The organism is Mesorhizobium sp. M0019 (genome assembly GCF_040323975.1).
In the GTDB taxonomy this organism is placed as follows: Bacteria; Pseudomonadota; Alphaproteobacteria; order Rhizobiales; family Rhizobiaceae; genus Mesorhizobium.
The window spans coordinates 1-14,488 of record NZ_JAMYVK010000006.1; the positions used below are offsets into that span (position 1 = coordinate 1).

The window sequence follows — 14,488 nt, forward strand, 5'->3', positions numbered from 1 at the left end:
GCTATGATGCGCTCGACGCGGCTCCAGCTGGCGGCCCCATCCAGGAACTCCTTGAACCTGCGGACCTTGTTCGTCTTCGGTGACGCTTCAAAGCGCGCCGTCGTGCGGGCTTCCAGGTCCGCGACATGCTTGCGCAGGGTCGTGGTGGGCGGTACGCCGAGGATGAAGTCGACATCGTTGGCGCGGCACCAGTCGATGATCTGCGGGCTGCAATAGTGACCGTCGGCCCGGATCAGGATCCGGATGTTCGGCCAGTTGCTCCGGATCGCCCGCACGAGGCGGCGCAGGTGAGCGCGGATCTCAGCCCCACTTGGCCGCTTGGCCGGTCGCAGGACAGCAGACACGAACCGGCCGTCGCCATCGAACACAACGATCGGCTGGAAGCCGTACTCGTCGTGATGGGCATTGAAGAGGCGGAGCTGCTGGTTGCCGTGCACGGCGTCAAACGTGTCGTCGATGTCGAGCACGATCCGCTTCGGAATCTGCCGGAAGGAGGCGCAGTAGAGGTCGACCATCGTCCGGCCCATGGCGAGCAGCGAGCGCACATCGGGTAGGTTCTCCAGCCGACACATCGTCGATTGCGACGCCAGATCCCGACCCGAAGGGGGCGCATCCTGGGCCATCTTGAAGACCGGGTCGGAACGCAGCCGGTTGGCGTCGTTGCCATCCTCGTAACCGGCGGCGATCATCTTCATGCGGAAGCCGATCATATCTGCAAAGTTGTGGATGACCTGGTCCGGGCTGCGTGGATCATCGATGCAGCGCGCCAGACGGTCGGCCACCCGCAGTCGTTTCTCCACCTCTGCTAGAGCCAGAACGCCACTGTCCGACGACAGCATGCCGCCGTCGAAACGGGCGACGACGGACTTGCCGCCGACAGATGACAAGCCGCTCAGCGGCAGCGTAAGATCATTCATGGCGGGTGTGGTCTCCGGAAATGATTCGGATCGGCCTTAGCAACCAAATTCTACGTCATTTCAACGGCTTGAACCACATCCGCCAACCCACCGTGAATTTTTCAGGCTAACTCGACTGCTTTGTAAGTTATAGGGCGGTTTCCAGCCTTAAGTCGTGTCCCCGCAACCACTTTTGTCATAGTACGCTAACCGTCCCGGTCTGACCGGGGCGGTTTTTTGCGTTTCGTGAATTTGAAATGCCTGAAATGTGGGGGCGCCTGCGGCGCAAGATTGTGGCCCACATTTGCCAAAGGCACCCGATCAACTGGATCGAAGAGGTACTGCCATGGCACCGGTCCCATGGGTTATCGGTGTGGTGAGGTCACTCCCTCGGGGGCGTATCCAAAAAAAGGGTGGACCCTTCGCATTCCTTTAAAGCGATGGAGGTTGCCGTTGGTAGTGGGTCTCGGAGCCATCGAGCACCTGAACACCCGTCGACACAAAGGATGCCCCCTCGATTGCGTCCCGAGTCTCGAACGTGCGGTGTAGCTGCTACCAAGCTGCCGCAGAATCGTGTGCCGCGGTCCTGTACCGAAAGTTAGAGCGCCGGCTGCGCAGTGATAGGCGTCGAGCCTTGGCCGCCCCGCTTCCAGTACGGCATACTCCATCCAGGGTTAGGGTGCCGACCCGCAAAGCGGCGGAATATGTGCGGCACCGCCGTGTCGAAGGCTGCTCGGGGGAGTGTACGGGGAGTGTCGGAGAAAATTCAGGCTCCACTGGCAGCCCTTGAGCTCGCTTGACGAGTGATCGCGCCGACGCGTGTGGCGCGACAATTCTGATGAGAAGCGCGCGACAATCTGGATGAGAATCTGGTGTCGCGGCGGAGGTGATGATCGCGGCATTGATTGTCGCGCCCAAGAGGGTTTGTCGGCTTGATTGTCGCGGCGCGTCAATCAGCGACGCTGTTGGCGGGTGTGGCATAGGACGCGGGGCGTCCAGGGCCACGCTTTCGCTCCATGGCCTCGCGGCGGAGGATCAGGAGATGGAACTTGTCGAGCTTGGCCAGAGCGCTCTCGAGCGCCAGGTCTCGCCGTGTCGTCTGAAGCTTCTGGACGAGGTCGGTTGTTCTGGTGAAGAGTACCCGCCAGCCATTCTCGATAAGCGCAAGGCCGATGGCTGAAGCGAGATGGCTTTTGCCGCCGCCGGGCGGGCCGAACAGAAGCAGGTTCGCCCCCTTCTCCAGCCAGCTGTCGCCGGCGGTGATCGCCATCACCTGGGCCTTGGAGATCATCGGCACGGCCTCGAACGCGAAGGTGTCGAGGGTCTTTCCCGGCAGGAGGCGGGCCTCGGCGAGGTGGCGTTCGATGCGGCGGCGGTCGCGTTCGGCCAGTTCATGCTCGGTGATCGCGGCCAGAAAGCGGGCGGCGGGCCAGCCTTCCTTGTCGGCCTGTTCGGCGAATTGCGGCGACATGAGCTTGATGGCCGGCAAGCGCAGTTCATTGAGGAGCAGGCTGAGCTTGGCGGTATCGACAGTGGTGTTGGTCTTCATGCCGCGTCTCCCGTCAGGCTGGCGCCGAGCAGGGCTTCATAGGTATTGAGCGGCGCAAGGCGCACGACGACATTCGGCAGCCGGGAGGGATCGGGGGCGAAGCGTTCCCGCAAGGCGGCCATGTCGGGCAATCGACGCGCCTGCAGCGCGGCATCCAGTTGGTCGGCCAGTTCGCTCGCGCAGGCGCGCTCGTGAGCCATGGCGAGAAGATCCACCATGAAGCGGCAGGCCTGCCGCTCCGGCAGCCGCTCCATGAGCATGTCGAAGGTGTGCCGATACGCCTCGCGCGGAAAGAGCTGGTCGCGATAGACCAGGTTCAACAGCGCCATCGGTTTGCGACGCAGCGAATGGATGACATGCCGGTAATTGACGACCTGGTCGTGTTTGCCCGATGGAGAGGCACGTCCGCGCGGCAGCGTCACGAGAAGGGTGCCGCCGATGAAGATGTCCAGCCGATCGTCGAAAAGGCGCACCCTGAGTCGGTGGCCGATCAGGCGCGAGGGCACGATGTAGAACACCTTGCGCAGCGTGAAGCCGCCCGATGAGGTGACGCGCACGGTGACCTCCTCGTAGTCGGATGTGCGCCGGACGGGCAGTTCCTGGAGCTCGGCGCGCTCGATGTCGATGCGCTTGGAATTGCGGGCGTTCACACGGCTGACGATCTCGTCGACGAAGCGGCGGTAGCAGGCCAGATCGCCGAAATCGCTCGATCCCTCTCATCAGAGCCGCGTCGTCGATCGCCCGCTTGAGATGGCCATGCGGGCCTTCGATGGAGCCGTTCTCATGCGCGATGCCGCGATTGTTGCGGGAAGGGGTCATGCCGTAGTGGCCGCAGTTCGTCGTAGCGGCGCGTCAGGTCCTCCCGGGCGTCCTTGTCCAGGTTGCGGAATGCCGCCGAGACTGTCGCTGCGATGCTCGCGGGGAGCCCCGCCGAGCGACCACAGCGCGTTCTGCAGGCCTTCCGCCAAGGCGACGAAGCTCTCGCCGCCGAGCACGACACACGACATGAGCGTGCTCGAAGCCGGAATAGGCGAGCCGGAAATGATAGAGCCGGTGGTCGAGCGGCTGGCCGGCGATCGTGATGCCGGCTTTGCCCATGTCGGTGAAATCCGACAGGCCGAGGCGGCCGGGCTCATGCACCTGTCGGAAGATGACCTTCTGCTCCGCGCCGTGGGCGGCGCGCCAGGAGCGGACGCGCCGCTCCAGCGTGCGGCGAACGCCGTTGCCCAGATCGGGGTGGCGGCGCAGCATCTCCTCGAAGATAGCTATCGCGCGAATGCCGGGCGCCGCTTGCAGCATCGGCACGACCTCGGTCTGAAAATATCGGCAAGCGGATCGGCACGGCGTCGTTCCCGCCGCGCCTTCTTCTGCGAGGGCAGCCTCGAATCCTTCTCGATGCGATAGGCCGTGGCTGTGCTGATCGACGCCTTTGCCCCCACGACGGCTGTCGAATTGGTCTGACGGAACTTCATGTAGAGCCTCATCTGGTGATCGGTTACGTGGCGGCCGGGCACAAAGTGATTCCTCCAAATCGGAAAAACCACCGGCATACCCGGTCGACCGCGATCGCCAGACAAACGCCCCCGAAAGGCAGCGGCGCTGGCGGCATTCTCATCTTGATTGACGCAACGCTCGCAGCTTCATTGTCGCGCCGCAGACGCGGCTGTTTGAACCCCCTGAAGGCGGTTGTGTACGGAACACCTAAGAGCAGGGACCATCAGAATCGCGAGACGGATGTATCTCTCATTCGCGGGGCAACCGCCGCTTCGGCGAGGCTCCGGGGCTTATCTCCCCAACCGTCAGCGGTCGCCGTACCGGCATATGAGCCGCGAGAATGCAATCCAGCGAGATTTAGGACAACACCTTCGCCGCCAGCCTCGACGCTGATGGGCGAAGGAGATAGCACGCTGTTTAGATACGAGCTCCCGCCGAGAACGCTGCGGGAAAGCTCTACCAAATTTTCATCTGCGGTGAGTCCCGACTGGAGCGCGGCTGCCGCGTCCCGATTTGGCAAGTTGCGCCACCAATCCTTATCAATGTCGCCGTCACCACCATCGATAGGGTTGGGCGTTTCGGTGGACGGCTTCGGGGGGTCATTGTTGATAGGCTCGTCGGTTCCTTCCGTAGTCGCTTCGCCGTTGACGACCATTTCATCATTTGTGAGCGTCGGTTGTTTATTGGACGGGGCGTCTTTCGGACTATTTGATGCTGGCGCATCGACACCGCCGGTCGTCGGCTCGCCGTCACCGGTACCGCCCTCATGTCCGTAATCAATTCCATTGCCGGATGGACGATACTCCGGCTGACCGGAAGGATGCCCAGCGCCCGACGAGTTGCTGCTGGATGATCCACCATTCGATGAACTATTGCCCCGATTGCCGCTGCCTTGGGAGCTGTCGCTTGGCGTCGATGACGCGTCTCCCGGAAATTGGAGCAACCCTTCTACCAGCAACCCACCCACAGCCTTCCTGACTAGATAGCCGAAATAGCCTTGTGCCGGAATTCCAGCTGTCAGTCGGTAAATTCCGTACGACGCAGCAACAACAACCAGTCCATTCGCGCCAACACTGGCGGGGTAATTTTGATCGTCGCCATCAAAAGATGATGGCGGAGTCCAGGTGGAAAGGTTCCCAAGATACGATCTAGGATCCGGCGTCCAAGGAAATGACGCCTGCGGCCCGATCTCAACCGGCCCCGGCGGTGGATCGGTGTCGGCCATGATCTGGCCTGTCTTCGCATCGTACAAGGAAGAGTTGCTTATGCTTAGTTCCGCATCGCCATCGTAAAGCCGGCCATAAGAGAGAAGGGGGTTGGCAGTAGCGAAGGAAACCTGTTCGTCGGTATGGTGATTGTCGCGCATCGTCAGGACCGGTTGACCAAATGCATCGTACCTATATCCCTCAAACACTCTGGAGCGCTCGTCTAATAGGCCCGTAATCGACCCCCGCCCGTCGAGTACATAGCAGTAATCAGTAGATACCGTGTTGGAGGTAAGGCTCAGTTTCAGCGGCTCGTTATTTCGAGCCCCGTAGGTGACGCTTTTAGCAAGCTTGCCATCGATCCACTCTTCGATCAGTTGATCGCCGTTCCATACACGGACGAATTCGCGGGCACGGCCGTCCTTTGTGAGACGTTTCAGAACTTGACGATTGTTCGTATCGTAAGCGTACTCAATGGTCTCGGCGATCATCCCGCTACGAGCCAGAGTATCAATTCGGATAAGCCTATTAGCGTAATCGTAGCTGAACTTCTTCGAACGTCCTTCTCCGGTTTGATCTTCTTCCAACGTGCGATTGCCGTTCGCATCATATTCGAAGCGGTACTTCCCGAGCGACAGGTAAACGTCTCGCTCGTTAGCAACTCCGACGTCTTGTTCTAGCGTCTGCCCATGTCCATCGCGTGTTATCTTCGATTGCCATGTTCCGGAACGGCTTAGCTTGTAGATGACTTCTGTTTCCCCGCGAATGTCGAACTTGGCCGAACGCGCAGCCCCATAGCTGACGGAAACCAAGCGACCGGAATCATCATAGATCAGGTCCTGCGAATACCTCGATTCAAGTTGCAGTTGATCCTCTCTAATGACATTGCCGGATACATCGTAGGTGTACGTGGACTCTCCAATAATCTTTCCAGAGTCGCCCGCCTGATGAGTGATGCTGCGCAACCGATCTCTACCGTTCTCAAAGACATAAGTCGATCTGAGAACATTGCCCGACCGTCGCTCCTTGATCTGCGTGCTTGATGCGTAACTATACGCCGCTACCAATTGTCCATCGCGGATCTCGGTAATCCGCTGTTGTGCGTCATACGATTTGCGAACCTCGCGTCCACCAGGATACAGCAAACTGACGCAATTTCCTGCTGAATCATAGGCGTATCTTAGCACCTTTCCCGACTGGGCCTCGGACAGGACGCGAGACAGTGAGTCGTAGTGTCGCAGGGTGATTGCGCTGTCGGTCGACGCGCTGACAAGCCGGTTGAGTCCGTCGTAGGAAAACTTTTCGATCGTCGGTGTCGCAAGGTCTCCCCGCGTAATACTGCGTTCTACCAGCCGATCTTGCTCGTCGAAGCGATTCGTGACTGTGGTCGTGTTCGCGTCGACTTTGCGAACTACATTTCCATTCGCGTCCCGCTGAAAATTCTTAGCCGTGCCATCTGCGAAGACCACACTACTCAGCAAGTTGTTGGAATCGTATCCGTACCTCGTAGAATGATTTGTACCGTTTGTATATGCTGCGAGCCTGCCGTTGTCATCCCAGTCGAGGCGCTGCGCGAGAATCTGCTTTGATTGCCTCGCGCCACCAATCGGAGGGGTCTCCGTGACGGTCACTCTGCCTGACCTACGACCGAACTGGTCGTGCAACTGTTTCGTAGAAGTGTCGACCTGATTCTTGTGCTCCACCACGAGCCCAAGAGAATTATAGGTGAATTGCTCCGGCGGCTCGTTGTCAGTCGAGCGCGTCACAACACGGTCAAGTTCATCGAACCGTTGATTGAGGATATGTAGGAGTCGTCCCGTCCCTCCATCTTGCGTCGGTCCATGCCTCTCGAGGCGAATAGGATTGCAATTCTCATCGTATCGAACGGATAGCGACTCGCCCGTATCATCGGCTAGAGAGACGAAACGATCGGCTCCGTCAAAATGCAGCTGCAATACTTTTCCCGCCTCATGCCGCACCTTCGATGGCAGATGTCCATCGTATTCGATCGCCGCCGATACCAACCCGTCTTTGCCACACAGCGTGCTTTGGCCAAGAGAAGCGCCGGTCAAGGGATCGTTCCATGCACGATCCAATCGAACCAGTCGATTTAGCTCATCATACTGAAACCAAGTTTCCAGAAGCGGCACGCCTTGTTTGGCAAGAACGTCTCCTAACTCATTCGCGACAAGAAAGTCACCGTATACCTGAGCGCGAATAACGTTTCCGCACTCGTCAAACCACTGTGTCTTGACCGTACCCTTCTTGTTGGAGAACCCTTTGTATCGTTGAAATCCGTCATAACGATGATGAACGGTGTTTGCCCGCCCATCTGTGGCGCTGCCCAAGTCGCCATTGAGGGTATAAGTGTATCGAGTATGGATCTCTGCGGGCGTCCCTGGGCTGAACCGCTGGCTGATCGGCAGGCCGCGCTCGTCATATTCACGCTCCACAACGTTGCCCATCGGCTGAATTTCGCGAATTACGCTTTCATCAGCATCGCGGATAATCGAGTGGGATAGTTCGCGCCCGTCGGCCACTATTGTTCGACGAACGACGTTGTTGAGATTATTGTATTCAAACCTTCTATAGATTGTGTCTTCCTTGCCTTCGGCCTGGTCCTTTATTGGGTCAAAATAGTACCGAACAAACGAGGTGGACGACTCCGTTAAATTGTCATTTGCATCGTATCGGAAGCCGATCTTGTAGCCGAATGGCGCACGTGAGACGACTTGAATAAGTCTATTGTGGGAATCATACTCGAAATGCGATGCGTTCGCCTTTCCATCCAGAACCGTTGTGAGATTTCCAAACGCATCGTAGTGGCAGCGAACGGTAAGTCGGACAGGTTTCTTCGAGTCGTCCCGCTTGTTAATCGACGCGTCACGGACAGAGCGAGCAAAATAGCCTCCGGGCTTCTGAGTGTCGGCGAGATTTTCGTTCCAGCCGCGCCCATTTGGCTCCGAAATCGGATGATAATAGTATTCAGTAATAAAGCCACGAACATCGGTCGATCGCGTCAACTGTCCGGCGTCGTTATAAGCAAAGTGTTCTGCCAGTTGCGCGATGTCAGAACTATGCTTTTCGTCAAAACCGCCTCTTATCGTCGTGGTTGGGAGTAATCTGGAGACGAGATTGCCCCGGTTATCATATTCAAAACGAATGACGCTCCCTCTGGGATCCGTGATCGAAACGACCTGTTGAGTCTGCGGTTCGTATGAGAATTGAGTGACGAGCTCACTTTGATCGTTATCCGCACCAGTTGCGGGAGTGCAGCTTACTTGAAGCAGGTTGCCGCGGGCTCGAGGATCTGTGTTCTGATCGTCGTAAGTCCGACTAACTGCATCCCCGGCAGGGCGAAGCTGGCTCAAGTTCTCGCCGTGCCGATTAAAAGTAGAAATGGTACTCAATACCAGCGTTCCGTCGATCGCTCCGCCGCTATCGTCAGTCGAAATATTTTTAATTGCGACAGGAAAATCTCTTCTGACAACGTGGCCGAAGTCATCGTGCTGCAGGGCGAGCAACGAGCCGTTCTTGAGTTGAACATGGGTGCGATAGATCGGGAATCTTGAGTTTGTTTCCCCGAGGCTTTCATATTCGAACTTGAATGATCCGTTTCCGTGTCTCTGATGCGAAATTCGGCCGCGATCATCGTATGAATTTCGTAAGAAGGTCGCTCCATTTGGATCTGATATCGAGGTTAGTTGAAATGCTTCATTATAAGTATACTGCGTCCGTGCCCCAGACGGGGATTCGCTTGTCGTGGGCCCGATCTTTTCAACTAGGCACGAGTTATCGTCGTAAACGTATCGCCACACTCGCCCAGCATAGTTCATTGAGACAACGAGGTTTTGCTCTAGGCGCAGCTCAACTTGGCGTCCGAGAGAGTCGCTGATTTGTATTGCACCTTCAACGTAATTAAATCGGATCGCATTCTTGTTGCGGTCCTCGACGGACAGCAAACGCCCACCCATCGGAGGCGCTTCAAAGGTCAATGCCCTGCCGCCTCTTTGCTTGAGGCAGAAGGTGTATTTCTCTGCTTCCAGTGTCGCATACATACCATTGGGCGTTTTATAAGTGTCCTTCGATGCCGGTCCCTCAAAGAAGTGGCTTCGCCCAAGGCCATCATGGTAAAGAAGATCGTTTTCGACTCTCGCGAGGGACTTTGCGTGGGTAAATGTCCAACCGCGGCCGAACATACCGATTGCGTGTGAGTTTGCTGAGCGGTACTTACGCGCAAGAAGAAAGGAAACGCCGCGGCCAGGAAGCGTAAAATCTACGACAGCGGGAGAGAATTCGCCGCTATGACTAAAAACGTTAGCGCCAACTACACTTGCGTTCCGCATCGGACTCTGCAAGAAGATATTAGCTGATGTCATGCTGGTCCCCTCGATAGTTGTCGTCCGATGTTTTCGTTTGACTTACAGACGTTTGTCTTAGATGTCACCTGGTTGACAGTGGCTCACGGTGATCGCCAACAGGTCCCGTTTCTATGTCTGATACATGCGCGCTCGAGCCGGTGGCCTTTCGTGGTCATCGTGGCCCGTGTAGGCCAGCAGTTCAGGTTATCGGGACCGAGAAGAGCGAGGGCAGCCGTATTGGACGCGAAGTCATGACTAGGCCGAGGATGAAACTCTACTCCGTATTCGAAGAGATGCAAGTTGGCCACAACGGATGCGGCATAGCGAAGGTTTGCGCTGATTGGTTTGCGACAATCGGCCCGAAGAATTCGTGATCGTTTCCGATTGTCTGCGCCTGCTGAAGCAGCAGGTCGCTTCTGGCGCGGCCCTGACTACTCGCAGATTTGGCAATCGATCAAAGCCCGAGCGCGGCCGCATATTCGGCAAGCCCCAACCCGCTCCAGTTCATCGCCTCCACATGCATGCCCCAGAACGCTTGCAGCGCAATCGGACCGGTGTCCGTGCGAGCGCCGTAGCGATAGCGCGCTGGTCGCTTCCGCCGCTTCGGCGGCCCCTTCCGGCTCTGCCTTTTCAGCCTTTCATGGTGCAATTTCCGCAGATATTCCCCACGTTTGCGCCGATCTTCCGGGCTCACAAGATGGCGCGCCCACAGCTCGAACGTCGTCGTCGAGAGCTTACAGCGGCGGCAATATTCCTCCGCCTCAAAGCGGCCTCGATACCAGGCCGCGACATGCGACGACCAGTACGCGTTTTTGGCCTTGTCCCAGGAACGTCGAGCCACCGCCGGAAATCCTCCTCGACAAGAAGGAACCCCACATGCAGCGAAATTGCACGACCCAAAGAGGTGCAGAGAGCGGACGCTTACCCCGATTAGCAAGGCAAGGCAAGGCAAGCGCATGGGAAGGGATGGCTCTCCTAATCGGGCTCGCCGTTAAGATCGACCGCCGAGAGTGGTGGGGGCGCAAGAAATCTGAGAGCCTGACAGCGTAATTGTTCACTGCAGTCAGGAGAGATTGATGAACAACCCGGTTTACGTTGGACTTGACGCATCGTTGGATGAAACAAGCATCTGCGTCGTCGATTGCGATGGCAAGATCGTATTCGAGACGAAGCTGGAGAGCGATCCGGACGCGCTCCACTGCGCTTTGAAGGGCTAGGTGGAGGGCGCTCAGCGCATCGGCATCGAGGCGTCATCGATCGGCGTCTGGCTGGCGCGTGAGCTGCTGTTCCGGAAGCTGCCGGTGATCGTCGTCGAGGCCCGCCACATGCGCACGAGCCTGAGCGCCATGCGCAACAAGACCGACAAGAACGATGCGCGCGGCATTGCACAGATGATGCGCATGGGGTGGTTTCGCGCCGTTCATGTCAAGGGCGTTGAGAACCAGCGGTTTCGCACGATGCTGGCCAACCGCAAGCTTCTCAAGCGCAAGCTGGTGGATCTGGAGAAACACATTCGCGGCTCGCTGCGCGTCCATGGTTTGAAGGTTGGCCCCGTCGGCCGGCGCGAGTTCGAGGCCCGCGTGCGCGAACTGCTGGACGGCGCGGATTTTGTCTTCGAACGGATGATCGACAGCTTGCTGGCGGTCCGTAGCGTGGTCCTTGAAGGCTACGAACGACTGCACACGATGTTGCTAAAATGTGGTCGCTGCCGATCCTGTCTGCCGGCGCTTCATGACCGTACCTGGCGTCGGCCCGGTTGCGGCTTTGACGTACAAGGTAGCGATCGATGATCCGCATCGGCTCACCCGCTCCCGCACTGTCGGCGCGCATTTTGGCCTGACGCCGCGACGCCATCAGTCCGGCAGCTCGATCGACTTCACAGGGCGCATCACCAAGCAGGGCGACATGACTGCACGCGAGGCGCTGTGCGAGGCGGCGGCCATGTTGCTGCGGTCGCGCCGCGGCTCGGCGCTCAAGGCGTGGGGGCTCAAGATCGCCAAGAAGCGCTCGATGCTGTGCGCGATCACGGCGGTCGCCCGCAAGCTTGCCGGCATCCTGCATCGCATGTGGGTTGACGGCAGTGTGTTCGATCCGGGTACCGGGGCGGTTGTCACGCCGACGATGCGCGCGACGCTGAAGGCGCTGAGAACGGCTTGACGATGGTCGCGTCTCGATAGTTTGCAGGAGGTTCTGGAGTCTGAGTTCAAAGAGTTCCCGTGCGCAGGGGCGGCGCCCTGGCAGGGCGTTGGATGAGACTGAGTCCGCTATCTTGCCGGCATCCGCCCGCCACCGGGATGAGTGCGCCGTGATCGCTAGGACCGTCTCGTCATGAGGCCATTGATACGGCCCGAAGGAGAGCATGCGACGGCTGATTTGAGTCGAGCGCGTGGTAACGCAGGGACCCTGCCGAGGGAAGCTTGGTTGCAAGAAGTGCGCACGAAGTTTGCAGAGAATGTGAATCGGAATTGGAGATGTTATGCAGCCGGAAAAGTCATTATTGTAGTTGACTTTGGGGCCCGATTAGTAAGGCGATTAGTAAGGCAAGATAAAGCGAGCTTGCGCTCGCACCTCGCTTTGCTCGGTAAGTTGTTGTCTGCACATTGTTTTCGCCTGCGAAAACAGAGCCCTTCCGGAACTTTGAGGTGTATGGGCAGCGGCGGAATTGCCGGTAAGGCACTGGTGATGCTTGCAAATCCGATTTGCCGCCGTGATGTGCGATCCGACGTTTCCGCGCCACAGCCTGTCTTTGCACGCTGGAGCACGATCAGCGCTTGCGGCGTCTTGCGGAGCCGCAATCCGCCGCTGATTCTGCCGCCATGGTGGACCGTGACGACAGAGATTTCCGTGTCAGACCTGGGCGTGTGCGAAGCAGTGGCACGCGGGTCGCCCCAGGTGCAAAACCGTTCCTCGCGCAGGTGAAAGTCGCCGTGCGCAAGGCCAGCGGCAACCCAGGCAGGATCGGTGGTTCTGCGGGGAGCAAGGGCGGCGGCCGGTTCAACACAAGGGGACGCGGCGCAAGCATCGCCGCCGGCCTGTCGCACGACGGCAGCGGCTGGGGCCGGGAAGGGGGCGGAGGCCGCTTCCGGACGCGGCGGGTGATGGTCAAGGCACGCGTGGTCAAGTTCACGTCCCAGCGTGGCGCGCGCGGCCCGAAGATGCGTGGCGTCTCAACCCGGGCAGTCGATGCGCATCTGCGCTATCTTGAACGCGACGGCGTGGCGCGCGACGGCGAGAATGGCCGGGTTTATTCCGCGCTCGAGGACGGTCGCGACAGAGAGGAGGGCAGAGCGTTCATCGAGCGCTGCCGTGGCGACCGGCATCAGTTCCGCCTCATCGTCGCACCCGAGGATGCCGTCGAGATGGAGGATCTGCGCCCCTTCACCCGCGATCTCATGCGACAAATGGAGAGCGATCTCGGAACCCGGCTCGACTGGATCGCCGTCGACCACCACAACACCGGCCACCCTCACACTCACATCCTGGTGCGCGGCGTGACTGATCAGGGCAAGGTGCTCAACATCGCCGGCGATTATATCGCCCACGGCATCCGCCATCGCGCTGGCGAGTTGGTGACGCTTGAGCTCGGACCGCAGACCGAGATCGACATCGCCCACAAGCTGAGAGCCGAGGTGGAGGCCGAGCGGCTGACCCGCCTCGACCGGATGCTGCTTGCCGAGCAAGAGGAACGTGGCATCGTCGACCTAAGGCCCGGTGTAAGCGAGACCTACACGTTGCGCGCCAACCGCCATCTCCTGGTCGATCGTGCCAAGCGTCTGGAGCAGTATGGCCTCGCCTCCGAGACTGAGCCCGGCCGGTGGATGATTGCCGATGATGCCGAGCACGTTCTGCGCGATCTCGGCACGCGCAACGACATTATCAAGACCATGCACAAAGCGCTCGCCGACCATGGCATCGCCGAGGAGCGCGGCCCCAGCCAGTACATCACCCATGGCAGAGAGATCACCGAGCCGGTGATAGGACGGGTGCTGGCCAAAGGGCTTGCCGGCGACGGCATGGATGGCGGGCTCTATGTCGTCGTCGATGGCGTCGACGGACGCACCCACTATCTTGAGACCGGCGACGACACCAAGCTCGACGAGGTTACGCGCGGCCACATCGTCGCCCTCGAGCCGGTCCCGACAAAGGCAGAGCCCCGCGTAGCCGATCTCAACATCCGCGAAATAGCAGCCGAACACGGCGGTATCTACCGACCGAGCGAGCATCTGGAAGCGGCACGGCCGCGGATCGAGCGCGTGAAGGGTGATCCCGATGCTTTCATTCGCGCCCACGTGCGCCGCCTTGAAGCGCTGCGGCGTGCCGGTGTTGTCGAACGCATCGATGCCGACCACTGGAAAATCCCCCACGACATCGCCGAGCAAGGTGCGGCCTACGACGCCCGCAACCGGGGCAGGGATTTTACTGTCCGCACGCTCTCCTTCCTCGACCTCGACAACCAGGTGACAAGCGATGGCGCGACCTGGCTCGATCGGGAACTGGCGTCGGCAAACCGGACGCCGCTCACACAGGTCGGGTTCGGCCGGGACGTCACCGAGGCAATAGATCGACGCCGGCAGAGCCTCGTTGACATGGGCTACGCCAGCCGGCTGGACGACGGCCGGATCCGGGCGCCGAAGGATCTGCTGCAGCGGCTCGAGCAGGCCGAAGTCGCCCGCGTCGGCCGTGTGATGGCGGCCGAGCGCGGGCTGAGCTTCATGAAGGCTCAGGCTGGCGAATATATCAGCGGCCGGCTGGTCGGAGCGGCTAATCTCGCCTCCGGCCGTTTTGCTATGATCGACGACGCAACAGGCTTCCAGCTGGTGCCTTGGCAACCAACACTCGAAAAATATATCGGCCAGCACATCGCCGGCATCGCACGTGACGGCGGCGGTATCGAACGGACTTTCGGCAGAAAGCGGGGGCTGGGGCTGTGAGCGTGGCGGCTTATATGGCAAATGTCGGTCAGAACGGGTCGACAATGGCTCA

At 59.3% G+C, this 14,488-nt stretch carries 4 protein-coding genes and 3 pseudogenes; 2 read left to right on the plus strand and 5 right to left on the minus strand.

The features are described 5' to 3' along the window. The 5 genes and pseudogenes from NKK47_RS06305 to tnpA form a co-directional block, all read right to left on the minus strand. A partial coding sequence (locus tag NKK47_RS06305; RefSeq protein WP_352575687.1) for an IS1380 family transposase occupies positions 1-917 on the minus strand: 917 nt, incomplete at its 3' end. Between the two features lie 1,009 nt (positions 918-1,926). Continuing rightward, positions 1,927-2,445, minus strand: a pseudogene (locus NKK47_RS06310) (ATP-binding protein); the annotation flags it as partial. Next, positions 2,442-3,959: pseudogene (gene istA, locus NKK47_RS06315) on the minus strand (IS21 family transposase). The pseudogenes NKK47_RS06310 and istA, both read right to left, overlap by 4 nt. Positions 3,960-4,162: 203 nt before the next feature. Continuing rightward, the gene (locus tag NKK47_RS06320; protein ID WP_352575690.1) at positions 4,163-9,523 is read right to left on the minus strand and encodes a DUF6531 domain-containing protein; all 5,361 of its coding nucleotides are present in this window, start codon (positions 9,521-9,523) and stop codon (positions 4,163-4,165) included. A gap of 436 nt (positions 9,524-9,959) precedes the next feature. Next, the gene (gene tnpA / locus NKK47_RS06325; protein ID WP_352575692.1) at positions 9,960-10,346 is read right to left on the minus strand and encodes an IS66 family insertion sequence element accessory protein TnpA; all 387 of its coding nucleotides are present in this window, start codon (positions 10,344-10,346) and stop codon (positions 9,960-9,962) included. Between the two features lie 235 nt (positions 10,347-10,581). Here tnpA and NKK47_RS06330 point away from each other — a divergent pair. Beyond that, positions 10,582-11,662: pseudogene (locus NKK47_RS06330) on the plus strand (IS110 family RNA-guided transposase). A gap of 770 nt (positions 11,663-12,432) precedes the next feature. Next, positions 12,433-14,436 (plus strand): DUF3363 domain-containing protein, encoded by a 2,004-nt coding sequence (locus NKK47_RS06335; RefSeq protein ID WP_352575694.1) that lies wholly within the window; start codon positions 12,433-12,435, stop codon positions 14,434-14,436. Positions 14,437-14,488: the final 52 nt, after the last annotated feature.